Here is a 23,792-nt window from a genome sequence, read left to right on the forward strand (position 1 = left end):
GAGGCACGATTCATGAGTGAGCGAGCTCTTCGCGGCACGCGCCTCGTGGTGACCAGCTACGAGACGGACCGCGGCATCGACTTGGCTCCGCGCCAGGCCGTGGAGTACGCATGCGAGAAGGGGCACCGCTTCGAGATGCCCTTCTCGGTCGAGGCGGAGATTCCGCCGGAGTGGGAGTGCAAGGTCTGCGGGGCCCAGGCACTCCTCGTGGACGGCGACGGCCCTGAGGAAAAGAAGGCCAAGCCCGCGCGTACGCATTGGGACATGCTGATGGAGCGGCGCACCCGTGAGGAACTCGAAGAGGTCCTCGAAGAGCGCCTCGCGGTTCTCCGCTCCGGCGCGATGAACATCGCGGTACATCCGCGAGACAGCCGCAAATCCGCCTGACCCGCCCCCACGGGGGTTGAGCGGAGCACCACAGCCCAACAGATGACCGCAGGCGCCGTACGCACATGTACGGCGCCTGCGGTCTTTGGTGGGCCGGGGGGTGCGTTGTCGGCTGCGGGTGCGTGGGACTTCTCGCGCAGTTCCCCGCGCCCCTGAAAGAGCAACGGCCCCTGCGGGCCGTTGAAAAAAGCACGGGGGCGCAGCCCCTGCTTTTTCCAGGGGCGCGGGGAACTGCGCGACCAGCCCCCACCGAACCCGCACTCACCCACCCACCCACCCCGCGCGGAGCGCGAAGGGGGTCAAAGGGGCGCAGCCCCTTGAGGATGGGACGGGTAGGGGCGGCGGGGGCGAGACAAATGCCTCAGCGGTTCAGCGGCGGACGCGGCCCCGAGGCATCGTCGGAACCCGCATCGTCCCGAATCACCTCACCCTGCACCACCTTGCCGTCGGGCCGACGCATACGCGCCTGCTGAAACGCGTCCCCGAACGCCCCACCCCCCGCCTCCCGAATCTTCCGCTCGAAGGCCCGCTCCGCATAACGCCCCAACGCCCTCTGAACCGGCGGAACCAACAACACCAGCCCCACCGCGTCGGACACCAGCCCCGGCAGCATCAGCAGCAGACCACCGAGCATCAGGAACCCATTGCCCTCGCTCTTGCCCGCACCCCCGCCGGAGGCCCCCGCACCGCCCGCCTGCTGCTGTTGCAGCGTCTCGGACAGCACCCGGAACGCCCGCCGCCCGGCTCGCTTGACCACCGCGGACCCGACGAGGAATCCGGCGACGAGAAGCAGGAAGACCGTGAAGCCACTGGCCGCGCTCGCGACCACCGTGAGCAGCCAGATCTCCAGCACCAGCCACGCGGCGACACCCAACGGCAGAAACGTGCGCAGCCGGGAGCGCCTGGGCCGGGCGGGATACGTCGGGGGCGGAGCGCCAGTCGTCATGCTCCCAGTGTGCCTGGTCCGGGCTCAGCACGGGATAAGGGGGATGATCACCCCCGCGTCAGCCCTGCTTGGCTTCCCCGGCCCCTTTGCCGTCCCGCCCGAGGACCTTGCCGACCCGCTCCCCCACGCCCCACGCCGTGACCCGCCACAGCGCCTCGACGAGGATGTCCCGGCTCATCTTGGAGTCGCCGAGCTCGCGCTCGACGAAGGTGATGGGCACCTCGACGACGTGGTAGCCGGCCTTGATCGCACGGCGGGCGAGGTCGACCTGGAAGCAGTAGCCCTGGGAGGCGACCTCGTCGAGACCGAGCCCTTCGAGGGTCTCGCGGCGGAAGGCCCGGTAGCCGCCGGTGACATCACGGACGGGGACGTCGAGCAGGACCCGGGAGTAGAGGCTGCCGCCGCGGGAGATCAGTTCACGGGACTTGGGCCAGTTGACCACGCGCCCGCCCGGCACCCAGCGGGAGCCGAGGACGAGGTCGGCGCCCTTGAGCGCGGTCAGCAGCCGGGGCAGTTCCTCGGGCTGGTGGGAGCCGTCGGCGTCCATCTCGACGAGGACGCCGTAGCCGTGCTCCATGCCCCAGCGGAAGCCCGCGAGATAGGCGGCGCCGAGCCCTTCCTTGCCCTTGCGGTGCAGCACCTGGACCCGGTCGTCCTCGGCGGCCACTTCGTCGGCGAGCTTGCCGGTGCCGTCGGGGCTGTTGTCGTCGGCCACCAGGACGTGCGCGTCGGGAACAGCCTTCCGCACCCGGCCCACGATCGCCTTGATGTTCTCCGCCTCGTTGTAGGTCGGGATGATCACCAAGGCCGTGCCGAGCGGGCCGAACCGCCTCTCCTGGCCTTCCGCCGCGAGGGTCCCGTCGCCGTCGTTCACTGCTGCCCCTTCAAGTCCTCCGTACGCAGAGGACCACCATAGTGGCCACGGCCTGCGATGGAGTGTCGTCCGGTGTCCAGAGGGGTGTCGATTCAACAGGGGGTGTGCGGGAGCGCGCTCTGAGTAGTTCGTGCGCCGCCACAGCACAACTCTCGTGCCGATCCCGGGCGGAGTACAGATGTCGTCCGCTGCGGATGGGGGCCCGCGACACCCTTCGGGCCGACCTGGGACCCGCTGGCTGCGGATCGACCGAAAGCCGTTGTCTACTGAGCGTCCGGGCCCCACCCGGGTCACACCTACCCGACCGGGCCGGAACGTTCCCTCGCCGGAGCGCGAACCCTGGGCCTGGCTGCCAGTGGCGGTACGCCGGTGCGGCGCACCACCCCTGACCCAGCGGCGCTCCGACGACCGCGCGGAAGTTCCCCGGTCGGACGTCCGGTGGTGGACCCGGCAGAACCTACCCGTCTCCTGCGGCCAACTGTCAACCGCCGTGTGACCTGCGGAATTTCCCTCATGTGCCTGGTCGGAGGGGAGGATCCGCAGGTCGCGCGGCGCGCCGACGGGCCATGATCGGTTCCGCGCCGTCCCGGGAGATCACTCGCCCGGCCGCACGAAGACCGTTCGCCCGGCCACCACGGTCCGCAGACAGACGGGCAGGTCGGCGCCGGGGCTCAGGTCCGGCAGACCGGGCGTGCCGGAGCGGGGGTCGGTGGACCAGCGGGCGACGCGGTCGTCGGGGGCCTGGACGACGAGTTCGCCGGTGCGCCACACCGCGTAGTCCGCGGGAGCGCCCGGTACGAGGACGCCCGCGTCGTCCCGTCCGACCGCCCGCCAGCCGCCCCGTGTGTGCGCCGTGAACGCGGCGCGCACGGACACCCGGTGCTCCGGCGTGCGATGGAAGGCCGCCGCGCGGACGGTGCCCCACGGGTCGAGGGGGGTGACCGGACTGTCGGAGCCGAAGGCCAGGGGTACGCCGGCGCGCAGCAGGGCCGCGAACGGGTTCAGGGTGCGGGCACGGTCCGCGCCCAGCCGCTGGGCGTACATGCCCTCGTCGCCGCCCCACAGCGCGTCGAAGGCGGGCTGGACGGAGGCGGTGAGGCCGAGTTCGGCGAAGGCGGCGACGGTCTCGGGGGTGAGCATCTCGGCGTGCTCGACACGGTGCCGGGCGGCGCGCACCCGGGACAGGCCGACCTTCTCTGCGGCCTCCCGCACTCCCTCGACGACCGAGGCCACCGCGGCGTCCCCGATGGCGTGGAAGCCCGCCTGGAGGCCCGCCTCGGTGCAGGCGACCACATGGGCGGCGACAGCCGCCGCGTCCAGGTAGGCGGTGCCGGTGTGCTCGGCGTCGGCGTACGGCTCGTGCAGACAGGCCGTGTGCGAGCCGAGGGCGCCGTCGACGAAGAGGTCACCCGCGGCTCCGAGCGCTCCGAGGGCGCGCGCCTTCTCCACGTCGCGCTCCGCCCAGTAGCCGACCACGCGCGGGCCGGGCTCCTCGGCGGCGAGCCGGAGCAGCCCCGTGAAGTCGTCCTCGGAGGAGATCTCGGGGCCCGCGCACTCGTGGACCGAGCCGATGCCGAGGGAGACGGCGTGGGCGAGGGCCGCCCGCTGGGCCTCGGTGCGCTGGACGGGGGTGATGGCGCCGAGGGCGGTGGCGCGCACGGCGTGGTGGGCGTCGCGGGTGAGCGGGCCGTCCTCGAAGGCGTCGGCGCCCGGGACCAGGTCGAGCAGGGCCGTGGTGGCGACCGCGGAGTGGACGTCGATCCGGCTCAGATAGAGCGGGCGTCCGCCGGTGGCCTCGTCGAGTTCGGCGCGGGTCGGCGGGCGGCCGCCGGGCCAGCGGGCGGCGTCCCAGCCATGGCCGAGGAGGACGCGGTCGGCCGGGCGGGCGGCCGCGAATTCCCGTACGAGAACGAGGGCGGCGTCCAGGGTGGGGGCGGCGGTCAGGTCGAGGCCGGTGAGGGCGAGGCCGGTGGCCGTGGTGTGTACGTGGGCGTCGGTGAACGCCGGGGTGACCAGGGCGCCTTCGAGGTCGATCACCTCGTCGACGCCGGACGCGAAGGCGTCGGCGGCGCCCTCGGAGCCGACCCAGGCGATCTGGCCGTGTTCCACGACCATCGCGGTGGCGAACGGGTCGGCGGGGCTGTGGACTTCTCCACCGCGGAGCAACACGGTTTTCGGTGGGGCGGTGCGATCACTCATGGGGACAGTTTCGCGTGTGCGGGTTGCCGCGGTGCACCAGGGCAGCGTCTTCAAGGCACCCGGCACTGTCGGCCGTGCCCACCCTCCCCCTCAGATCCTCGGTGGCCGCGCCTCGTACGGAGTGGACAGGACCACCGTCGTGCGGGTCGAGACGCCCGCCAGGGAGCGCAGCCTCGCCAGCAACTCCTCCAGCTCGTGGGGGGTCGCCACGCGGACCTTGAGGATGTAGTTCTCGTCGCCGGCGACGCTGTGGCAGGCCTCGATCTCCGGGACGCCGGCGAGGCGTTCGGCGATGTCGTCGGGGGCGCTGGGGTCGAAGGGTTTGACCGAGATGAACGCGGTCATCGGCAGCCCGACGGCCTCCGGGTCGACGACCGCGGCATAGCCCCGGATGACGCCACGCTGCTCAAGTCGCCGCACACGCTGATGCACCGCCGACGTGGACAGGCCCGTGGCCTTGCCCAGGTCGGTGTAGCTCATCCGCCCGTCCGCGACGAGCAGCTGCACGATCTGTCGGTCCAGCTCCTCCATGGCGCAAGAACCTACAGGGCGGTTGATCTCCTCCGATACCTGAGCGGCGCAGGTCATGCCCGGTTCGTGATGTGCCTGAGAGCCACCTGTGCGCCATACGGGTGACAGCGTCACCGTATCGGGCATCTGCGAGCGGCATGTGACGAAGACCACAGCACCCGAACAGGCTTCGTGATGATCTCGTGATTACCGCCGAGACGGGGCGGGAAGTGCTTGCTGTGGTCGGAGGCCGCAGCGCCTTCACGGCCCAGCCCGAGGGGGAGAATCCCATGCAGAGTCTTAAGCGCCCTGGTCGTACCGCACCCAAGCGACTCCAGGCGGTCGTCGAGCCCGAGCCGGAGGGCGTCGAACCGGACGACGAGTTCGACGCGTACGACACCTTCGAGATGTACCGGGTGATCTGCCCGGACTGCGCCCAGCCCATCGCCCTGCTGTCCGACGAGGACAACCTGCCCGAGCACGCGCTGGTCGTGTCGCCGTGGAACCCGTTCGGGCTCACGGTCTGCGCCGGTACGGGCCGTCCGGCCGGCGACGCCCGGCCCGCGGACGAGTCCTTCGAGCCGCAGGAGCAGGACACCGCCCTTCTGTTGACGCTCCCGCAGGGCCTCGACTGGCGGACCCAGCCCTTCTCGCACGTCGGCGGCCCGGGCTCGCGCCCGATTCGCGTGCCGGTGATGCGGCGTCAGCAGCCCGACCAGCGCCAAGCCGCCTGATTCCAGGGCCCGTTCGACCCACGCCGTCCGCGCGCCCGGCGGGCAGGACTCGTCCTGCCCCGTTCGGTTCCGGCGCGAACTCAGACACGATTCCCGGGAGCGGTGACCGGCTCGCCCACGAAGGCGTTGGGCCCGGTATGACCCCAACTTTTTCGGTGACCGGGAGTCGGCGTCACATCTTCGTGCCGGCTTCGGCAGAATCGCTTCCGCAAGGGTCGGCCCAGCATCAGGACCCGCCTATCTACCGCGCCCTGATGCGCACCTGGGCCGACCGGGGCCGCACCCTGCCGGGGCGGCACGATCCGGAGTGGGTGCGGCTGACGACGCCGCCGGGCGGCCTCGACCAGTTCGGCTCCACCGCGGATCCCTTCGCCGCACCCGACTTCTTCCGTGGCTCCTTCAGCGTGACTCGGGCCCCGCGAGGTGACGGGCGATGACCATCCGCTGGATCTGATTGGTGCCCTCGACGATCTGGAGCACCTTGGCCTCGCGCATGTACCGCTCGGCGGCGAAGTCCGCCGTGTAGCCGTACCCGCCGAGGATCTGCACCGCGTCCGTGGTGACCTTCATCGCGGCATCGGTGCACAGCAGCTTCGCCATGGCCGCCTGCTTGGAGAACGGCCTGCCCGCGTCGCGCAGCCGGGCGGCGGAGAGGTAGAGCGCACGGCCCGCCTCTATCTGGGTCGCCATGTCCGCGAGCATGAAACGCAGCCCCTGGAAGTCGGAGATCGGCCGCCCGAACTGCTGCCGCCCGGTGGCGTAGGCGACCGCCTCGTCCAGTGCCGCCTGGGCCACGCCGATCGCGCAGGCCGCGATGCCGAGCCGCCCGGAGTCGAGCGCGGACAGGGCGATCGCGAAGCCCTGGCCCTCCTCGCCGATGCGCCGGCTGTCGGCGACGCGCACCCCGTCGAAGTGGAGCTGCGCGGTGGGTGAGCCCTTCATGCCCATCTTCTTCTCGGGCGCGGCCGCGCTCAGCCCCTCGGCGTCACCGGGCACCAGGAAGGCCGTGATGCCCCGGGAGCCCTCGGCGCCGGTGCGGGCCATGACCGTGTAGAAGTCGGCGATGCCGCCATGGGTGATCCAGGCCTTGGTGCCGGTGATCACCCAGTGGTCGCCGTCCCGCACGGCCTTGGTCCGCAGGGACGCGGCGTCCGAGCCGGACGCGGGCTCGGAGAGGCAGTACGCGCCGAGCAGACCGCCGCCGAGCATCGCCGGCAGATGTTCGACCTGCTGCTCCTTGGTGCCGTAGTTGGCGAGTGCGTGGCAGGCGAGGGTGTGGACGCTGACACCGAGGCCGACGGTGAGGCGGGCCATGGCCAGCTCTTCCAGGACCTGGAGATAGACCTCGTACGGCTGGTCGCCGCCGCCGTGTTCCGTTTCGTACGGCAGACCGAGCAGTCCCGACTCCGAGAGCAGGCCGAAGAGTTCGCGCGGGAAGCGGCCGGCGTCCTCCTCCTCGGCCGCGTGCGGGGCGATCTCCCGCTGCGCGATCTCACGGACGAGCGAGAGCAGATCCCGGGCCTCTTCCGTGGGCAGTTGACGGTCCACCGGCTGCGGGGCGCGGTCGGGCATGGCGTCGCTCTCCTCCCTGTCGGGCACTGCGGCGGACACGCACCGGGGATGTAGTGGGTGCCGCCGGGTCTCACGTGCCACAGCCGATGGTCCTCCTCCGGATCACGGAAGCCGCTGATCAGCGGCGGTGGCGCTTGGAGTATGCCCGATCCGGAGCAGCGCGTCACCAGTTAACGAACGTTTATTGGGACACATTCGACGGCCCGCCACACCCCGTCGGAATTGGTCCGAACCATTGACCCAAGTGGTCTAGTCCTCTACGGTCTCCCCCACAACGCGCCACCGCGTTCATGCCAATCGGCACAGCAGGTCCAGGCAGCACCCTCCCCGCCATGCTCCCTCCCTCCGGAGTCACGATGCGCAGACCGCACAGCCCCCGCGTCCCCGTCAGGCCCCTTCTCGCCGCCACGTGTTGCGCCGCCCTGGGCGCCGGGCTCCTCGCCGGAGCGGGCACCGCGACCGCCACGCCCGCGGAGTCCGCCCCCGGGCACCACCCGGCCGGGACGGCCAAGTCGAAGGTCGTCGGCTACTTCATCGACTGGGGCATCTACGGCCGCCAGTACTTCGTCAAGAACATCGAGACGTCCGGCTCGGCGAAGAAGCTCACCCACATCAACTACGCCTTCGGCAACGTCGTCGACGGCAAGTGCGCGCTCGGTGACGCCTGGGCGGACACCGACAAGCCCTTCACCGCCGAGGAGTCCGTGGACGGCGTCGCCGACACCGCGGACCAGCCGCTGAGCGGCAACTTCAACCAGCTGCGCAAGCTGAAGAAGCTGCACCCGAACCTCAAGATCGTCTGGTCCTTCGGCGGCTGGACCTGGTCCGGCGGCTTCGGTGAGGCGGCGAAGGACCCGCAGGCCTTCGCGGACTCCTGCTACGACCTCGTCGAGAACTCGAAGTGGAAGGACGTCTTCGACGGCATCGACATCGACTGGGAGTACCCCAACGCCTGCGGCCTCACCTGCGACACCAGCGGCAGCGAGGCCTTCGAGGACGTGATGGCCGCCCTGCGCAAACGATTCGGCAAGAAGGAGCTGGTCACCGCGGCGATCACGGCCGACGCCAAGCCCGGCGGCAAGATCGACGCGGCGGACTACGCGGGTGCCGCGAAGTACGTCGACTGGTACAACCCGATGACGTACGACTACTTCGGCTCGTGGGACGCGACCACCGCCCCGCACTCGCCGCTGTACCCGTACCCGGGCATCGCCGACAAGCACTTCAACAGCGCCGCCACCATCCACAAGCTGAAGAGCCTCGGCATCCCGTCCTCCAAGCTGCTGCTCGGCATCGGCTTCTACGGGCGCGGCTGGACGGGTGTCACGCAGTCTGCGCCCGGCGGCACCGCGACCGGCCCGGCTGCGGGGACGTACGAGGCGGGCTACGAGGACTACAAGGTGCTCAAGAAGATCTGCCCGGCGAACGGGATCGTCGGCGGCACCGCGTACGCCAAGTGCGGTGACGACTGGTGGAGTTACGACACCCCGCGGACCATCAAGGGGAAGATGGCCTACAAGAACGCGCAGGGCCTCGGCGGCACCTTCTTCTGGGAGCTGAGCGGTGACACGCCGGACGGTGAGCTGATCAAGGCGATCAAGTAGCCGCCGCGACGGGGGACTCGGGGTGGGGGTCGGTCGGCGGACCCCCACCCCGAGTGCGTTTCCCGGAGGCCGGCGGCCGTGGCGGTCAGGTGTCCCGGCGGGCGGGCCCCGGCGCGAGGTAGGCCGGGGCGAGTTCCTCGATGGCGCGCAGTGAGCCGCCGAGCATCTTGACGAGCAGATCGCGCATGGTGTCGCGGGGCAGTTCCGGGCGGTCGATCCAGTCGAGGGTGGCGCCCTCGACGGCGCACACCCAGCCGAACAGGCCCATCCGGGCCACCGGTTCGATGTCGCTCCTGCCGTACGCGCCCTCGGCGATGGTGGCGACGATCGCCTCGCGGACGCCGTCCCGGATGGCGTGCACCTGGGCGTCGAAGCCGACGCCGCCGCTGACGATCGTGCGGTAGGCGGCCTGGTTGTCCTCCGCGTAGCGCAGATAGCACTCTATGGTCCGGTGCACCCGCTCCACGGGCGGCAGTTGGAGGCCGCTCGCCGCGAACGTGATCAGATCGGCGACCGAGTCCTCGACGATCGCGAGGTAGTAGCCACGCTTGGACTTGAAGTAGTAGTAGATCAGTCCCTTGGCCACGTGTGCCTGGCGCGCGATGTCGTCCATCGACAGGGTGTCGTACGACGTGTCGGCGAACAACTTGCGCCCGATGGAGATGAGTTCGGCACGGCGTGCCAACGAACGGTCGGTGCCGCGGGCCCGCGGCGGCTCGACACCACGCTGTTGACTACTATTCAATTTCGGTCCTGGTCTCCAACTGCCAGCGGGACAACCGCAGTATGGCAGACCCTCACCACCAGCTTGTTCGACTCTGATCGACAGAATCGACCGGCGGATCAGGTCACAGCAGACCCAGCTGGGTCACCAGCATCGCGACGACCACGACCAGGATCCAGCCCGCCAGGTGTTCGACGATCTTCGGGCCGTCGTCCTGGGGGCCGCCCGTGCGGACACGGGCGCGGGTGGCGGTGGCGGAGGTCGCGGTCATGGCAGCTCGCTGGTGTGATCGGTGTGCGGTGGGCTCCCCGTCGTTCCGTCCACCTTGCCACCGCATGGGCGGTTCGCGACCGAGAGCTTGGTCACACGACGGCGCGGCCCCCGGTCTCCCGAGGGCCGCGCCGATCCGAAGCGTTCCGTCAGACGACGCCCACCGCCGCGAGCGCCGCGCGCTGGCGGGCCGTGGGCCGCGCCGGGAAGTACAGATAGCAGACGCCACCGGTGCCGGAGACGATCTTGCCGGCGGCGTTGTAGCGCTTGGTCCGCAGCCAGATGTTCTCCCACTCGCGCCGCCGGTAGACGCGGCGCACCGCCTCGTTGGTCGGCGAGTTCGGGTCGTTGGCGATGACGTCGCCGTCGGCGGTGAAGCCGATCACCGTCATCAGATGCCCGGCCGTGCCGTAGCCCGCCCCCGTCAGCTCCTCCGCGAGGAACGACTGGGAGGTGATCGCCGGGATGCCCGCCGCGATCAGCGTCTCCAGGTCGGTGAGCGAGCCCAACCGGGTCACCACGCCCTGGATGTCCTTGTAGGTGGCGGCGTACGCGGCGTTGAAGGGCCAGTTGCCGCAGCCCTCGTACTGGTAGTCGAAGGTGAACCGCGCCGCGTGGCACACCTGCGGGTCCGCGTACGCCGGGTTCACCCACGCCAGCTCCGCGGCGCTGGGCTTCCGGCCCCAGAACTCTATGATCATCTGCGACGACGTCGGGCTGCACCAGGCCTCGCCCCCGTTGTCGTACTCGGGGTACTGGCCTTTGTGGGTCTCCTGCGAGTAGCGCGGGACGTTCAGCTCCCGCGCGAGCCCGGGCGTGGAGGCCGGGACGGTGAAGCGGTCGGGCACGTCTGAGCCCATCGCGCCGAGCCGCCACACCGTGGGGGTGATCCGGGTGCCGGGCGTGCGGTACAGCGTCAGGCGCAGCCGGTACGAGGCGAGGCGCAGGCCCGTGGCGGGGTCGTCGATGGCGAAGGTGTCGGTCCAGATGCTGCTCTTGCCGTCCTCCTGGCCGTCGACGGAGGTCCGTCTGATGTCCTGGTCGCCGGCCGCCCACCGGCCGAGGACGTACCAGGGCGTGTCCGTGCCGTCGGAGTACGTGCCCTTCAGCTCGATCTGGATCCAGGTGCCGTCCGGGGTGCGCGCGTTCCAGGACGCGATGGCCTCGACGGCGGGCACGGTGAGCCGGTGGACGGGGGACGTCCAGGTCGCGTACTCCCAGGCGGCCGTCCGGCCGGTGTGCGGGTCGGTGTAGTCGGTGGTGCCAAGCGGCGCGTCGATCACCAGCCCCGGCCGCACCCCCGCCTGTGCCCGGGTGCCCTGGGCACTGCCGGAGCACCAGTCGGTGTACGAGGTCCAGGCGCGGTTGTCCACGAGGCGTTGCGGCGCCCGCGCGGGCCTGGCGGGTGCTCGGCGCCGGCCGCTCTTGGTGTCGGCGACCGCCTGGCTCGCTGTTCCTCCCGCCGCCGCGGCGACGGTGGCGACGGCTGCGGTCAGGACAATCCTGCGGGACGGCTCGGAAAGGCTCGTCATCTGTGGGAGACCCCCAGTGATCCGGATGGAACGGTTCAGACGCACGGCTGTTCGCCCACTATGGACGCCGGGTAAGGACTTCTGCCAGCACCTCGCATCCCGGCGCGCCCACCGATATTGGTCGACACCACTGGCGTGCGCCGGGGTCGCCCGGCACGGTGTTCAATCCACGTATGCACGCCTCACCCGCCCCCGCGGACCCCGCCGTCGACGACCTCGCCTCCCGGCTCCGCCAGCTGCCGCCCTCCTGCGGGCCGGTCCGGCTGGTCGGCGTCGACGGGCACGCGGGCTCCGGGAAGAGCACCTTCGCCGGGCGGCTGGCCGACGCGCTCGGCGGCGCCCCGGTGCTGCACCTCGACGACATCGCCACGCACGAGGAACTGTTCGCGTGGACCGACCGTCTGCTGGCCCAGGTGATCGAGCCTCTGCGCTGCGGCCGGAGCGCGCGCTATGCCCCGTACGACTGGCGTGCGCGCGGTTTCGGCCCCGCGCGCGTCCTGCCGTCGGCGCCCGTGATCGTCGTCGAGGGGGTCGGCGCGGGCCGGCGTGCGCTGCGTCCGTGGCTGGCGCGGCTGATGTGGATGGAGTTGTCCGAGGAGGAGGCATGGGCGCGGGGGCGGGCGCGGGACGGGGCGGAGCAGAGTGAGTTCTGGGCCGGCTGGGTCCGGGCGGAGCGTCGGCATTTCGCCGAGGATCCTTCTCGGCCGTTCGCCGATCTTCTGATTCGGCCGGGAATCAGGGGGTACGAGGTGCTCACGGGACCTGCGACGACTCCCGGATCGGAGCCGCATCTCACTCAGGGTGACGACCCATCGGCAATGTGCTGAACTTGTGAAGGCGGCCGTCCGAGAAGTTCCCTGAGTGCCTCAACTCGGCTTGACCGGGGGGCCGTACAGGTCTTACGTTCTGAATGTGCGGTCATTGGTTACCGCCCAGAGTCGCGAAGCCCCCGGTTGTTCCCCCGTGATCGGGGGCTTCGTTCTGTCCTCTTCCGGCTTTTCCGGATCCCCTGGGACACGATTCCTTCACCCTCGGTCACCGTCCGCAATGCGCCCCGTCTGCTCCCACCTCGTAAGACGAGGGCTGCGGCACCCTTCGAAGGGCGACCGACCCGCAGGTACGATGCCCAAGGTGCGACCTTCGGACGGCTGCAGCAACGCACCGACGCAACTCCCGTCCGCGGCACAGCGGTTCGACGAAGGCTGCCGACGGGCACCGGCCCGTTCGGTTTCCAGCGGGGGCACGGTTTGTGGGGGACGTGATGGACTTCGGCTCGCGGGGCCCCGAGGCCCCGGCCGACCTCGCCTGGCTGCGAGGCGTGGACGCCTACACGATGGGCGCCTATCCGCAGGCGGAGGAGGAGTTCCGCGCCGCGGTGCGGATGGATCCGGGGATGGCCGACGGCTGGCTCGGGCTGCACGCGTTGCGCGTGGACACGACGACCGCGCTGCTGCGGATGTTCCGGCACCGGGAGCGCTTCGGGGAGCAGCGCTCACGGCACCGGCGCACCCTCAACTCCTGGTACTGGCTGGGCTGGTGGGTACAGCCGGTGCTGGAGAGCCCGCGTGATCTGCTCCTCGCCCACGCCTCGCACTGGCTGGACGGGCGCCATGTGCCCGAGCTGGACCGGGCGCTCGCGGGACTGCCGCCGGTCGACGCGGACCACCAGGTGCGCTTTCTGCACGCCTGCCGCGCCTACCTCGTCAAGGACTGGGAGCAGCTGGTCCGGCACACGGATCCACTGCTCGACGATCCGCTGCTGGGAATCGAGGCGGGCCTGTTCGGCGGGATGGCCCGGGTCCGGCTGGAGACCTACGGGCAGGCCGAGCCGCTGCTCTCCGCCGCGCTGATGCGCTGCCGCAGCGAGCAGCCGCAGCGCAAGGAACTGCGCTACTGGCTGGCGCGGGCCCACGAGGGCACCGGGCGCAGCGCCGCCGCGATGCCCCTGTACCGGGCCGTGCACCGGGTCGACCCCGCCTTCATGGACACCTCCGCGCGGCTCGCGGCGATCGCCGAGGGGGACGGGTACGACGACGACGCGAGCGACTTCGCGGCGATCGCGCTCGCCGGGATCGGGCAGGACGTGCTCGACGGCGACGGGCTGGAGCCGTTCTTCGACCCCGAGGGACGGGATCTGAAGGTCTCCGATCCCGGGCTGCCGCCGTCGGCCGGGCTGCCGCCCGAGGCCGCCGACACCTTCGTCCGGGAGAAGTCCGTGGTGCCGGTGGAGCCGCTGTCCCTGCCGGCCGGGCCGACGGATCCGGAGCTGCTGGAGGAGGCGCTCGCGGAGCTGGAGCGGATGGTCGGGCTCGAGCCGGTGAAGCGGCAGGTCAAGGCGTTGTCCGCACAGCTGAACATGGCGCGGCTGCGGGCCGGGCAGGGGTTGCCCGTCCAGCCGCCCAAGCGGCACTTCGTCTTCTCCGGGCCGTCCGGGACCGGGAAGACGACCGTGGCGCGAATACTGGGCCGGGTCTTCTACGCGCTCGGGCTGCTGGGCGGCGACCATCTCGTCGAGGCGCAGCGCGCGGATCTCGTGGGCGAGTACCTCGGGCAGACCGCGGTGAAGGCCAACGAGCTGATCGACTCGGCGATCGGTGGCGTGCTCTTCGTGGACGAGGCGTACTCGCTGTCCAACTCCGGGTACGGCAAGGGCGACGCGTACGGGGACGAGGCGCTTCAGGTGCTGCTGAAGCGGGCCGAGGACAACCGGGATCATCTGGTGGTGATCCTCGCGGGGTATCCGGAGGGGATGGACCGGCTGCTGGCGGCGAATCCCGGGCTGTCGTCGCGGTTCACGACACGCGTGGACTTTCCGTCCTACCGGCCGTTGGAGCTGACCTCGATCGGGGAGGTGCTCGCGGCGGAGAACGGGGACGTGTGGGACGAGGAGGCGCTCGACGAGTTGCGGTCGGTCTCCGGGCATGTCGTCGATCAGGGGTGGATCGACGAGTTGGGGAACGGGCGGTTCTTGCGGACGCTGTACGAGAAGAGCTGCGCGTATCGGGATCTACGGCTGTCGGGGTATCCGTCGATTCCCACGCGGGATGACTTGTCGACGTTGCGGCTGCCGGATCTGATGCAGGCGTATGGGGAGGTGTTGTCGGGGCGGGGGCCGGGGGGTTCTTCGGCACTGTGATTTCTTCGCCCCCGCCGCCCCTACCCGTCCCATCCTCCAGGGGCTGCGCGCCCCTTCGGCCCCCCGTCACAGACTTCGGGGCTCCGCCCCGGACCCCGTTCGCGCGGTTCCCCGCGCCCCTGGAAGGAAGGCCGTAGGCCCCTCTTAGGGGTGCGGGGAACTGCGCGAGGAGCCCCACCCAGCCGCAGCCGACAAATCGGCCGCGGGGGTCCGGGGGCGCAGCCCCCGGCTTGGGTCAGCTGGCCAAGGCCTCCTCCGGGGTTTCGCTGCCGCGTGGCTCCGTCACTCGGACCGGGTGGATCTCTCGGTGGGCCGGGTCGCGGACCTCGCCGACCAGGAGTTCCAGGACGTCCTCCAGGGCGACGAGGCCAAGGACCTTGCCGGAGGCGTCCGCCACCTGGGCCAGATGGGTGGCCGCACGCCGCATGACGGTCAGCGCGTCGTCCAGTGGCAGCTCCGCGCGGAGGGTGGTCATGGGGCGCCAGACCTGCTGGGGGACGGCGCGGTCGGAGTCCTCCAGGTCGAGGACGTCCTTGACATGGAGGTAGCGGCCCATGAAGGCGCCGTTCTCCGCGACCACCGGGAAACGGGAGTAGCCCGTGCGCGCGGTGAGGGCCACCACCTGGGCGGGGGTCACCGACGGGCCCACCGTCACCAGGGAGTCGCGCTTCAGCAGGACGTCCGTCACCGGGCGGGAGCCCAGCTCCAGCGCGTCCTCCAGGCGTTCCTGCTCCTCGGGGTCGAGCAGCCCGGCCTGGCCGGAGTCCTCCACCAGCCGCACCAGCTGGACACTGGTGAAGACCGCCTCGACCTCGTCCTTGGGCTCGACGTGGAAGAGCCTCAGGACGACCCGGGCGCAGGCACCGAGGCCCGCGGTGACCGGCTTGCAGAGACGGGCGAAGGCCACGAGCGCCGGGCTCAGCCACAGCGCGGTCTTCTCGGGCGCGGCCATCGCCAGGTTCTTCGGCAGCATCTCGCCGATGACGAGGTGGAGGAAGACCACGACGGCGAGCGCGATCACATAGCCCAGGGGGTGGATCATGCCGTGCGGCAGGTGGATCGCCTCGAAGACCGGCTCCAGGAGCTTCGCCACGGTCGGCTCGGCCACCGCGCCCAGCGTCAGCGAGCAGACGGTGATGCCGAACTGGGCCGCCGCCATCATCTGCGGCAGGTTCTCCAGGCCGTAGAGGACCTGGCGGGCCCGCGCGGTCCCCAGGGGTTCGATCTGGCTGCGACGGACGGAGACGAGGGCGAACTCGGCGCCGACGAAGAAGCCGTTGGCGAGCACGAGGAGCAGGGCGAACAGGAGTTGGAGCACGCTCATCGGGCCGCCTCCACGACAGCGGCGGGGGCGGTCCGTACGAGGCGTACGCGCTCCGCCCGGTAGTGCCCGACCTGGCGTACGGCGAGCCGCCAGCCGGGCAGTTCCGTCCTGTCGCCCGGCGCGGGGATACGGCCGAGGAGGTCTGCGACGAGGCCGGCGACCGTCTCGTACGGGCCCTCGGGGACGTCGAGGCCGATGCGCTGGAGCACGTCGACCCGGCAGCTGCCGTCGACGTCCCAGGCGGGGCGGCCGTCCTCGGGCGGGGCGGCGGCGAGTTCGGGCAGGTCGTGCCCGTCGTGCTCGTCGCGCACCTCGCCGACCAGTTCCTCGACGATGTCCTCCAGGGTCACCACCCCGGCCGTACCGCCGTACTCGTCGACGACGACGGCGATGGGCTGCTCGCTGCGCAGCCGGGCCAGGAGCGGCTGCACGGGAAGCGTCTCGGGGACCAGCAGCGGGGACTTGGCGATACGGCCGACCGGGGTGTGCAGCCGGTCGTGGGCCGGGATCGCGAGGGCGTCCTTGAGGTGGACCATGCCGACGATCTCGTCGATCCGCTCGCGGTAGACGGGGAAGCGGGAGAGGCCGGTGGCGCGGGTCAGATTGACCACGTCCTCGGCGGTGGCCGTGGACTGCAGGGCGCTGACCTTGACGCGGGGGGTCATCACGTTCTCCGCGGTCAGGTCGCCCAGGGAGAGGGTGCGGACGAAGAGGTCGGCCGTGTCCTGTTCCAGGGCGCCGGCCTGGGCCGAGTGCCGGGCGAGGGAGACCAGTTCGCCGGGGGTGCGGGCGGAGGCCAGCTCGTCGGTGGGCTCCACGCCGAAGGCGCGGACCAGACGGTTGGCGACCGCGTTGAGAGCGGCGATGACCGGGCGGAAGAGACGGGAGAAGACGTGCTGGGGGCCCGCGACGAAGCGGGCGACCTGCATGGGCTTCGACACCGCCCAGTTCTTGGGGACCAGTTCGCCGATCACCATCTGCACGGCCGAGGCCAGCAGCATGCCGACGACCACGGACACCCCGGACACGGCGCCTTCGGGTATGCCGATGGCGGTGAAGGGGCCGTGGAGTATCTCCGCGAGCGCCGGTTCGGCGAGCATGCCGACGACGAGGGAGGTGATGGTGATGCCGAGCTGGGTGCCGGAGAGCTGGAAGGACAGCTCCTTGAGCGCGCCCACCACCTTGAGGGCCCGGCGGTCGCCCTCGGCGGCGGCCTTCTCGGCCTCCGGCCGTTCGACCGTCACGAGGCCGAACTCGGCCGCCACGAAGAAGCCGTTGGCGAGGATCAGCAGGAACGCGGCTCCGAGAAGGAGCAGGGGGATGGTCATGCCGCCGCCTCGATATGTCGGGAGGGGGCGGCGCAGGTACTACAGGACGATCCGTCCATCGCTGGAAGGAGTCACTCCTCGAATAGCAGGGAGCCTCCGCCTTCCGGGGGACGGAACGGCAGAGGCGGAGGCGCGACGAAAACGCCTCCGCCAACAGATTAATCAAGACATGGGCCGGTGCGGCAGGGGCGGCGGCCCCGAGTCGGCCCTGATCTTGCCCGGGTTCCCGCTCGGGGTCAGTCCTGACGCCGCTCGGGCTCGGCGACCGACCGGGCCTCGACCAGCGCCCGGAGGGTCCTGGCGTCCTCGATGGCGCGCTGCTTGGCGATGCCCGGCTGGATGCCGAGCGCGGGCAGGCTGGTGCCGTCGGTGAGGTCGAGGAAGACCCAGGGGTCGCCGACCCGCAGGTTCACCTGCACGATCTCCGCCCAGCCCAGCTGCCGCCGCGCCGTGATGTTGACCACGGTCACACCGGATTCGTCGGCGACCACCTTGGGCCGGGACAGCATCCACAGCACCCCGGCGAGCATGGCCGCCGTGAAGACGAAGCTCAGCCGCTCCCCCGGGCCGAGCGTGGGCAGCAGCAGTGCGACCACCGTGATGACCACGAAGATCGCACCCGCGGCGGTGAGCAGCACGGCCCGGGTGCGGCCCGGCCGAAAAGTGACCGGCAGGGCGGGGAGAGCGGGCAGGGCGGACTGGTCCGGCATGGCGTACGACTCCCCGGCCGTCAGAGGCGGCAGGCGTGGATGGCGGTGGTCAGGATGGCCCGGGCGCCGATGTCGTACAGGTCGTCCATGATCCGCTGGGCCTCCTTGGCCGGGACCATGGCGCGCACGGCGACCCAGCCCTCGTTGTGCAGCGGGGAGACGGTCGGGGACTCCAGGCCCGGCGTGAGCGCGACGGCCTTCTCCAACTGCTCGACGCGGCAGTCGTAGTCCATCATCACGTAGGTCCTGGCCACGAGGACGCCCTGGAGGCGGCGCAGGAACTGCTGCACCTTGGCCTCGTTCTCCGAGTCCTCCGCGTTCTCCGCGTTCTCCGGGTTCTCCGCGTTCTCCGCGTTCTCCGCGGACGTGCCGGCGCCGACGCGGCGGATGACGACGGCCTCGGACTTCATGATCGGGTCGCCGAAGACCTCCAGGCCGGCGTTCCGCAGCGAGGTGCCGGTCTCGACGACGTCGGCGATGACCTCGGCGACACCCAACTCGATCGCGGTCTCGACGGCGCCGTCGAGGTGGACGACGGAGGCGTCGATGCCGTGGTCGGCGAGGTGCTTGGCGACGATTCCCTCGTAGGAGGTGGCGACCGTCTTGCCCTTGAGGTCCGCGACACCGGTCGCCGCGCCCGGCTTCGAGGCGAAGCGGAACGTGGAGCGGGCGAAGCCGAGCGGCAGGATCTCCTCGGCGTTGGCACCGGAGTCGATCAGCAGGTCACGGCCGGTGATGCCGATGTCGAGGCGGCCGGAGGAGACGTAGATCGCGATGTCGCGAGGGCGGAGGTAGAAGAACTCCACCTCGTTGACCGGGTCGACGATCCGCAGCTCCTTGGACTCCCGGCGCTGCTGGTAGCCGGCCTCATGCAGCATCTCCCCCGCAGGTCCGGACAGGGAACCCTTGTTGGGGACGGCGATGCGCAGCATGAGGTCGGCTTCCTTCGCGTGAGATGAGAGGGGATCGTACGGAACGGGCTGGCTTACAGGTGGGCGTACACGTCGTCCAGGGAGATGCCGCGGGCGACCATCATCACCTGGACGTGGTAGAGCAGCTGCGAGATCTCCTCGGCTGCCGCTTCCTTGCCCTCGTACTCGGCGGCCATCCAGACTTCGGCGGCCTCTTCGACGACCTTCTTGCCGATGGCATGGACGCCCTTCCCGACCAGTTCTGCGGTGCGGGAAGTGGCGGGGTCGCCGGTGGCGGCCTTCTGCTGGAGCTCGGTGAAGAGCTCCTCGAACGTCTTCTTGGACATGGTGAGGCTCAGCCTACGCGCAACCGCCGGTGTCTCAGCGCCAGGGTTCGGATACTGAGCGGAGGGTGGCCGCCGTCGCCACGGCCGCCGTCACCGCCTCGTGGCCCTTGTCCTCGTTCGAGCCCTCGATGCCCGCGCGGTCCAGGGCCTGTTCCTCGGTGTCGCAGGTCAGCACGCCGAAGCCGATGGGGACACCGGTTTCGACGGAGACCTGGGTGAGGCCCTGGGTGACGCCCTGGCACACGTACTCGAAGTGGGGGGTGCCGCCGCGGATGACGACGCCGAGGGCGACGATGGCGTCGTAGCCTCGGCCCGCGAGGACCTTGGCGACGACCGGGAGTTCCCAGCTGCCGGGGACGCGCAGGAGGGTGGGCTCGTCGATGCCCAGGTCGCGCAGGGCGCGCAGGGCGCCCTCGACGAGACCGTCCATCACCTTCTCGTGCCACTGGGCCGCGATGACCGCGACGCGCAGGTCGCCGCAGTTGCGTACGGACAGTTCGGGTGCGCCCTTGCCGCTCACGTTGCTCCTTGGTTCCTGAATCTTGTACGTGCTGATCGTGCTGGTCGTGCTGTTCGTGCTGTGGTTGTCACAAGGTCACTGGTTGCCGCAGGTGGTCGCGGTGGTCGTGTCCAGCCAGGGCAGGTCGTGGCCCATCCGGTCGCGCTTGGTGCGCAGATAGCGGAGGTTGTGCTCGCCCGCGCGGACCGGCATCGGCTCGCGGTCGGTGACGGTGAGGCCGTGCCGGACGAGGGCGTCGGTCTTCTCGGGGTTGTTGGTCATCAGCCGGAGGCTGTGGACGCCCAGGTCCTGGAGGATCTGCGCGCCGGCGCCGTAGTCCCGGGCGTCCGCGGGCAGGCCCAGCTCCAGGTTGGCGTCGAGGGTGTCGCGGCCGCGTTCCTGGAGTTCGTAGGCGCGCAGCTTGGACAGCAGTCCGATGCCGCGTCCCTCGTGGCCGCGCAGATAGACGACCACGCCCCGGCCCTCGGCGGCGATGCGTTCGAGGGAGGTCTGGAGCTGGGGGCCGCAGTCGCAGCGCAGGGAGTGGAAGATGTCGCCGGTGAGGCATTCGGAGTGGACGCGCACGAGGACGTCCTCGCCGTCGCCGATCTCGCCGTGGACGAGGGCGACGTGTTCGACGCCGTCGACGGTGGAGCGGTAGCCGTACGCGGTGAAGTCGCCGAAGGCGGTGGGCAGTCGGGTCTTCGCCTCGCGCCTGACGGTGGGCTCGGAGGAACGGCGGTAGGCGATCAGGTCCTCGATGGAGATGATCGTCAGGCCGTGCTTGCGGGCGAACGGGATCAGCTCGGGAAGGCGCAGCATACGGCCGTCCTCGCCGGCGATCTCGACGATCGCGCCGGCCGGGCGCAGGCCCGCGAGGCGGGCGAGGTCGACGGCGGCCTCGGTGTGGCCGTCGCGCACGAGGACTCCGCCGGAGCGGGCGCGCAGCGGGAAGATGTGGCCGGGGCGGACGAAGTCGCCGGGCTCGGCCGTGCCGCTCGCCAGGAGCTGGAGGGTGGTGGCGCGGTCGGAGGCGGAGATGCCGGTGGTGACGCCGTGCCGCGGGGCCGCGTCGACCGTGACGGTGAAGGCGGTGCGCATGGACTCGGTGTTCTGCTGCACCATCTGCGGCAGTTCGAGCCGGTCCAGTTCGTCGCCCTCCATGGGGGCGCAGATCATGCCCCGGCACTCGCTCATCATGAAGGCGATGATCTCGGGGGTGGCCTTCTCGGCGGCGATGACGAGGTCGCCCTCATTCTCGCGGTCCTCGTCGTCGACGACCACGACCGGGCGGCCGGCCGCGATGTCGGCGATGGCCTGTTCGATCGGGTCGAGTCCGAAGTTCTCGATGCCGTCGGTGCTGTAGAGGATCGGCGCCGTGGTCATGCCGGGGCTCCTTCCAGGGCGGGCTTGCGGGAGCGCAGCCACCAGTCGCGCATGCCCCACAGGACGAGCGCGCCGTAGATGATGTAGACGAATCCGGAGAACGCGTAGCCGTTGGCGAAGTTGAGCGGGACGCCGACCAGGTCGACGAGCAGCCAGGCGAACCAGAACTCGACCATGCCGCGCGCCTGGGCGTACATGGCGACGATGGTGCCGGTGAAGATGTAGGCGTCCGGCCAGGGGTCCCAGGACAGGGTGGGGAACGCGGTGAAGAGGGCGCCGACGGCGAGGGTGCCGAGCACGGCGCCGGCGATCAGGTAGCCGCGCTCGCGCCAGGTGGCGAAGCGCGGGGCGATGGCGCCGTCCGCCGCCTGCTTCTTCGTACGGTTCCACTGCCACCAGCCGTACGCGGCGACGGCCATGACGATGACCTGCTTGCCGGCGCTGCCGGTCAGGTGGCCCACGAAGGCGCCGAAGAGGACGAGGCCGGAGAGGAACTGCACGGGCCAGTTCCACAGGGAGCGGATCGCGCCGAGGGCGAGGGCGATCAGACCGAGGATGTTGCCGATCATGTCCGACCAGAGGATCTGCTGGCCGAAGGCGGTGAAGGCGACGGTGTTCAGCGAGTTCACCGCTCCGCCCCTCGCGTGTTCGCCGTCCCCTGGGCGCCGAGCAGTCGCTCGACGTACTTGGCGATGACGTCGACTTCCAGGTTGACCGGGTCGCCGGGCTGCTTGCGGCCGAGCGTGGTCAGGTCGAGGGTGGTCGGGATGAGGCTGACCGTGAAGTAGTCGGGGCCGGCGTCGACGACGGTGAGGCTGATGCCGTCGACGGTGATGGAGCCCTTCTCGACGACGTACCGGGTGAGGTCGGCGGGGAGCGAGATCTTGACGATCTCCCAGTTCTCGGAGGGCTTGCGCTCGATGACCTCGCCCGTGCCGTCGACATGGCCCTGCACGATGTGGCCGCCGAGGCGCTCGCCGACGGCCATGGGGCGTTCGAGGTTGACGCGGGAGCCGGTGGTGAGGGCGCCGAGGCTGGAGCGTTCGAGGGTCTCCGCCATGACGTCGGCGGTGAACCAGTCGTCCTCGTGCTCCACGACGGTGAGACAGACGCCGTTGACGGCGATGGAGTCACCGTGGCGCGCGCCCTCGGTGACGACGGGGCCGCGCAGACGGAAGCGGGAGGAGTCGCCGAGCTTCTCGACGGCGGTGACCTCACCCAGCTCTTCGACGATTCCGGTGAACACTTCCCGGGTCCTCCTGCCTCATTCGGGCACGGACTCCGGGGCTGTCGAAGACGACAGACATGAGCGGACAGCGGCACAGGGAGCGACGCCGTGTGGCGGACCCACCCCTGGCGGGGCAGACCGAGAACAGACGGCGGCACGCACGAATGCCCGCCCGCCGCGCACTGCCTCCCATCCGGACTTTAACCGTCGGTCCAGGAATTTCACCTGGTCAACCGGCCGCTGGAAGCGACCGGGTCGCGGACTGTAACCGCCGGTTCGGACTTTCACCGACCCCGGAGTGCGCTGCTTCTGGTACAGGGCCAGTGTGCCACGCCCGATCGGCACCCATGCGGGTGAGCACTGTGGGGTGGCTCACAGGCCGTGTCCCTGGACTTCCCCAGCGGGGGCCGACGGGTTTCGGCTATCACTGACCATGGGTCAACTTCCGCCGCGGCGGCCCCACTCGAAGGGGTCGGGCCCATTGACCAGCTTGGTCTAGTCCTTTTAAAGTCTGCGGTCGCGGTACCCGCCTCGAACGGCCCGGCGGCGGTGACGACGGCCCTTGCCCCGTCGCCGGGTCCCACTCGTCCGTCTCCCGGCGGCCTCCGGGCGAGCGCGGGCGTGCGCTCTGGAAAGGTGGGGGCGTGACGACGACCACCACCGCCGACGAGTTCGAACCGCACCGCCCCCGCCTGTTCGGTCTGGCCTACCGTCTGCTGGGCTCCGCGGCGGACGCCGAGGACGCCGTGCAGGACACGTATCTCCGCTTCAGCGGCGCGGACCGTACGGCCATCGAGCATCCCGCCGCCTGGCTGGCCAAGGTCGTCACCAACCTCTGTCTCACCCGGCTGACCTCCGCGCGGGCCCGCCGTGAGCGGTACACGGGGACGTGGCTGCCGGAGCCGGTCCTCACCTCCGACGGCACGCTCGGCCCACTGGAGTCGGCCGAGCAGCGCGAGGCGGTCTCGCTCGCGCTGCTGGTCCTGCTGGAGCGGCTCACCCCGACCGAGCGGGCCGTGTACGTGCTGCGGGAGGCCTTCGCGTACGGCTACCGGGAGATCGCCGGCGTGCTGGATCTGACCGAGGCCAACTGCCGTCAGCTGTACCGGCGGGCTGCCGGGCGGGTGGCGGTGCCGGAGGCACGGTTCGAGCCGACGCCGGAGCGGCGGTCCGGGCTGGTGGAATCCTTCCTCGCGGCGGCCGAGCAGGGCGACATGGCCGGGCTGGAGAAGATCCTCGCCGAGGACGTGGTCTGGTGGTCCGACGGCGGGGGCAAGGTCAGCGCGGCGCTGCGGCCCGTCGAGGGGCGCGAGAAGGTGCTGCGGCTGCTGGTCGGGGGCTGGGCGAAGTGGGCGGTCGGCCTGGACTTCACCCTGGCCGAGGTCAACGGTTCCCCCGCGCTGCTCGCACGGGCCGGGGAAACCCTCGTGTTCACCGTGTCCTTCGCGTTCCGGGGCGGTGTCGTGACGGACGTGCGGGCCGTGCTGAACCCGGACAAGCTGGAGTTCGCGGGGCGACAGCTGACCGGAGCGTGACCGGGCGCCGGACGTGATCGCCTTCCACGCGGTGGT

Annotated in this window: 24 protein-coding genes and 1 riboswitch; of the genes, 7 read left to right on the forward strand and 17 right to left on the reverse strand. The window is 70.8% G+C overall.

Features of this window, described 5'->3' with window-relative positions; translation table 11 throughout:
* The first annotated feature begins 12 nt into the window (after window positions 1–12).
* A complete protein-coding gene (locus tag ABT147_RS13600) occupies window positions 13–387 on the forward strand; it encodes an RNA polymerase-binding protein RbpA (protein WP_003977404.1) in 375 nt (124 codons plus the stop codon).
* Window positions 388–748: 361 nt separating this feature from the next.
* On the opposite strand, the gene fxsA is transcribed toward ABT147_RS13600, so the two are convergent.
* The 4 genes from fxsA to ABT147_RS13620 all read right to left on the reverse strand — a co-directional run bounded on the left by fxsA (window position 749) and on the right by ABT147_RS13620 (window position 4,937).
* The gene (gene fxsA, locus ABT147_RS13605) at window positions 749–1,333 is read right to left on the reverse strand and encodes an FxsA family membrane protein (protein WP_351405295.1); all 585 of its coding nucleotides are present in this window, start codon (window positions 1,331–1,333) and stop codon (window positions 749–751) included.
* A 58-nt stretch (window positions 1,334–1,391) separates the two neighbouring features.
* A complete protein-coding gene (locus ABT147_RS13610; RefSeq protein ID WP_351405297.1) occupies window positions 1,392–2,207 on the reverse strand; it encodes a polyprenol monophosphomannose synthase in 816 nt (271 codons plus the stop codon).
* Between the two features lie 594 nt (window positions 2,208–2,801).
* Window positions 2,802–4,406 (reverse strand): amidohydrolase, encoded by a 1,605-nt coding sequence (locus tag ABT147_RS13615; RefSeq protein WP_351405299.1) that lies wholly within the window; start codon window positions 4,404–4,406, stop codon window positions 2,802–2,804.
* Window positions 4,407–4,496: 90 nt separating this feature from the next.
* Window positions 4,497–4,937 (reverse strand): Lrp/AsnC family transcriptional regulator, encoded by a 441-nt coding sequence (locus ABT147_RS13620; RefSeq protein WP_033532524.1) that lies wholly within the window; start codon window positions 4,935–4,937, stop codon window positions 4,497–4,499.
* A 269-nt stretch (window positions 4,938–5,206) separates the two neighbouring features.
* On the opposite strand from ABT147_RS13620, the gene ABT147_RS13625 reads away from it, so the two are divergent.
* Together ABT147_RS13625 and ABT147_RS13630 are read left to right on the forward strand one after the other, a co-directional pair.
* A complete protein-coding gene (locus ABT147_RS13625; protein WP_351405302.1) occupies window positions 5,207–5,650 on the forward strand; it encodes a hypothetical protein in 444 nt (147 codons plus the stop codon).
* A 137-nt stretch (window positions 5,651–5,787) separates the two neighbouring features.
* Window positions 5,788–6,087 carry a hypothetical protein gene (locus ABT147_RS13630; RefSeq protein WP_351405305.1) on the forward strand — a complete coding sequence of 100 codons (300 nt, stop codon included), beginning with the start codon at window positions 5,788–5,790 and terminating at the stop codon, window positions 6,085–6,087.
* On the opposite strand, the gene ABT147_RS13635 is transcribed toward ABT147_RS13630, so the two are convergent.
* Window positions 6,050–7,222, reverse strand: coding sequence for an acyl-CoA dehydrogenase family protein (locus ABT147_RS13635; RefSeq protein WP_351405614.1), 1,173 nt, complete (start codon window positions 7,220–7,222; stop codon window positions 6,050–6,052). The two genes, ABT147_RS13630 and ABT147_RS13635, sit on opposite strands and share 38 nt — an antisense overlap.
* Window positions 7,223–7,578: 356 nt before the next feature.
* Here ABT147_RS13635 and ABT147_RS13640 point away from each other — a divergent pair, with 356 nt between their 5' ends.
* Window positions 7,579–8,826 (forward strand): glycoside hydrolase family 18 protein, encoded by a 1,248-nt coding sequence (locus ABT147_RS13640; protein ID WP_351405616.1) that lies wholly within the window; start codon window positions 7,579–7,581, stop codon window positions 8,824–8,826.
* Window positions 8,827–8,911: 85 nt separating this feature from the next.
* Here ABT147_RS13640 and ABT147_RS13645 read toward each other — a convergent pair whose 3' ends face one another.
* The 3 genes from ABT147_RS13645 to ABT147_RS13655 all read right to left on the reverse strand — a co-directional run bounded on the left by ABT147_RS13645 (window position 8,912) and on the right by ABT147_RS13655 (window position 11,352).
* Window positions 8,912–9,571 (reverse strand): TetR/AcrR family transcriptional regulator, encoded by a 660-nt coding sequence (locus ABT147_RS13645; RefSeq protein WP_351405307.1) that lies wholly within the window; start codon window positions 9,569–9,571, stop codon window positions 8,912–8,914.
* Window positions 9,572–9,674: 103 nt separating this feature from the next.
* On the reverse strand, window positions 9,675–9,821 hold the full coding sequence (locus tag ABT147_RS13650) for an SCO1431 family membrane protein (RefSeq protein WP_351405309.1): 147 nt from the start codon (window positions 9,819–9,821) through the stop codon (window positions 9,675–9,677).
* 148 nt (window positions 9,822–9,969) lie between these two features.
* Entirely contained in the window at window positions 9,970–11,352 is a 1,383-nt protein-coding gene (locus ABT147_RS13655) for a C39 family peptidase (protein ID WP_351405311.1), read from the reverse strand.
* Between the two features lie 173 nt (window positions 11,353–11,525).
* Here ABT147_RS13655 and ABT147_RS13660 point away from each other — a divergent pair, with 173 nt between their 5' ends.
* Window positions 11,526–12,179: a uridine kinase family protein gene (locus ABT147_RS13660; protein WP_351405314.1), complete on the forward strand. Its 654-nt coding sequence runs from the start codon at window positions 11,526–11,528 to the stop codon at window positions 12,177–12,179.
* 434 nt (window positions 12,180–12,613) lie between these two features.
* The gene (locus tag ABT147_RS13665) at window positions 12,614–14,488 is read left to right on the forward strand and encodes an AAA family ATPase (protein WP_351405316.1); all 1,875 of its coding nucleotides are present in this window, start codon (window positions 12,614–12,616) and stop codon (window positions 14,486–14,488) included.
* 235 nt (window positions 14,489–14,723) lie between these two features.
* On the opposite strand, the gene ABT147_RS13670 is transcribed toward ABT147_RS13665, so the two are convergent.
* From ABT147_RS13670 to ABT147_RS13710, 9 genes are all read right to left on the reverse strand, one after another.
* Window positions 14,724–15,812, reverse strand: a complete 1,089-nt coding sequence (locus ABT147_RS13670) for a hemolysin family protein (protein WP_351405318.1) — start codon at window positions 15,810–15,812, stop codon at window positions 14,724–14,726.
* The gene (locus tag ABT147_RS13675; RefSeq protein ID WP_351405320.1) at window positions 15,809–17,140 is read right to left on the reverse strand and encodes a hemolysin family protein; all 1,332 of its coding nucleotides are present in this window, start codon (window positions 17,138–17,140) and stop codon (window positions 15,809–15,811) included. The genes ABT147_RS13670 and ABT147_RS13675 overlap by 4 nt, the downstream gene beginning before the upstream one ends.
* A 236-nt stretch (window positions 17,141–17,376) precedes the next feature.
* Window positions 17,377–17,850, reverse strand: a complete 474-nt coding sequence (locus ABT147_RS13680; protein WP_351405323.1) for a PH domain-containing protein — start codon at window positions 17,848–17,850, stop codon at window positions 17,377–17,379.
* A gap of 20 nt (window positions 17,851–17,870) precedes the next feature.
* The gene (gene hisG, locus ABT147_RS13685) at window positions 17,871–18,782 is read right to left on the reverse strand and encodes an ATP phosphoribosyltransferase (protein WP_351405325.1); all 912 of its coding nucleotides are present in this window, start codon (window positions 18,780–18,782) and stop codon (window positions 17,871–17,873) included.
* A 53-nt stretch (window positions 18,783–18,835) separates the two neighbouring features.
* The gene (locus ABT147_RS13690) at window positions 18,836–19,108 is read right to left on the reverse strand and encodes a phosphoribosyl-ATP diphosphatase (protein WP_086760055.1); all 273 of its coding nucleotides are present in this window, start codon (window positions 19,106–19,108) and stop codon (window positions 18,836–18,838) included.
* A gap of 34 nt (window positions 19,109–19,142) precedes the next feature.
* A complete protein-coding gene (gene ribH, locus ABT147_RS13695) occupies window positions 19,143–19,628 on the reverse strand; it encodes a 6,7-dimethyl-8-ribityllumazine synthase (RefSeq protein WP_351405328.1) in 486 nt (161 codons plus the stop codon).
* 75 nt (window positions 19,629–19,703) lie between these two features.
* Window positions 19,704–20,993, reverse strand: coding sequence for a bifunctional 3,4-dihydroxy-2-butanone-4-phosphate synthase/GTP cyclohydrolase II (locus tag ABT147_RS13700; protein ID WP_351405330.1), 1,290 nt, complete (start codon window positions 20,991–20,993; stop codon window positions 19,704–19,706).
* Entirely contained in the window at window positions 20,990–21,622 is a 633-nt protein-coding gene (locus ABT147_RS13705; protein WP_351405332.1) for a nicotinamide mononucleotide transporter family protein, read from the reverse strand. The genes ABT147_RS13700 and ABT147_RS13705 overlap by 4 nt, the downstream gene beginning before the upstream one ends.
* Window positions 21,619–22,239: a riboflavin synthase gene (locus ABT147_RS13710; protein WP_351405334.1), complete on the reverse strand. Its 621-nt coding sequence runs from the start codon at window positions 22,237–22,239 to the stop codon at window positions 21,619–21,621. The genes ABT147_RS13705 and ABT147_RS13710 overlap by 4 nt, the downstream gene beginning before the upstream one ends.
* Window positions 22,240–22,396: 157 nt before the next feature.
* Window positions 22,397–22,527: riboswitch (FMN riboswitch) on the reverse strand.
* Between the two features lie 338 nt (window positions 22,528–22,865).
* Between ABT147_RS13710 and ABT147_RS13715 the strand changes: the two genes are divergently transcribed.
* Entirely contained in the window at window positions 22,866–23,756 is an 891-nt protein-coding gene (locus tag ABT147_RS13715; RefSeq protein ID WP_351405336.1) for an RNA polymerase sigma-70 factor, read from the forward strand.
* The last annotated feature ends 36 nt before the right edge of the window (window positions 23,757–23,792 follow it).

Source organism: Streptomyces sp. NPDC001868 (assembly GCF_040297125.1).
GTDB lineage: Bacteria > Actinomycetota > Actinomycetes > Streptomycetales > Streptomycetaceae > Streptomyces.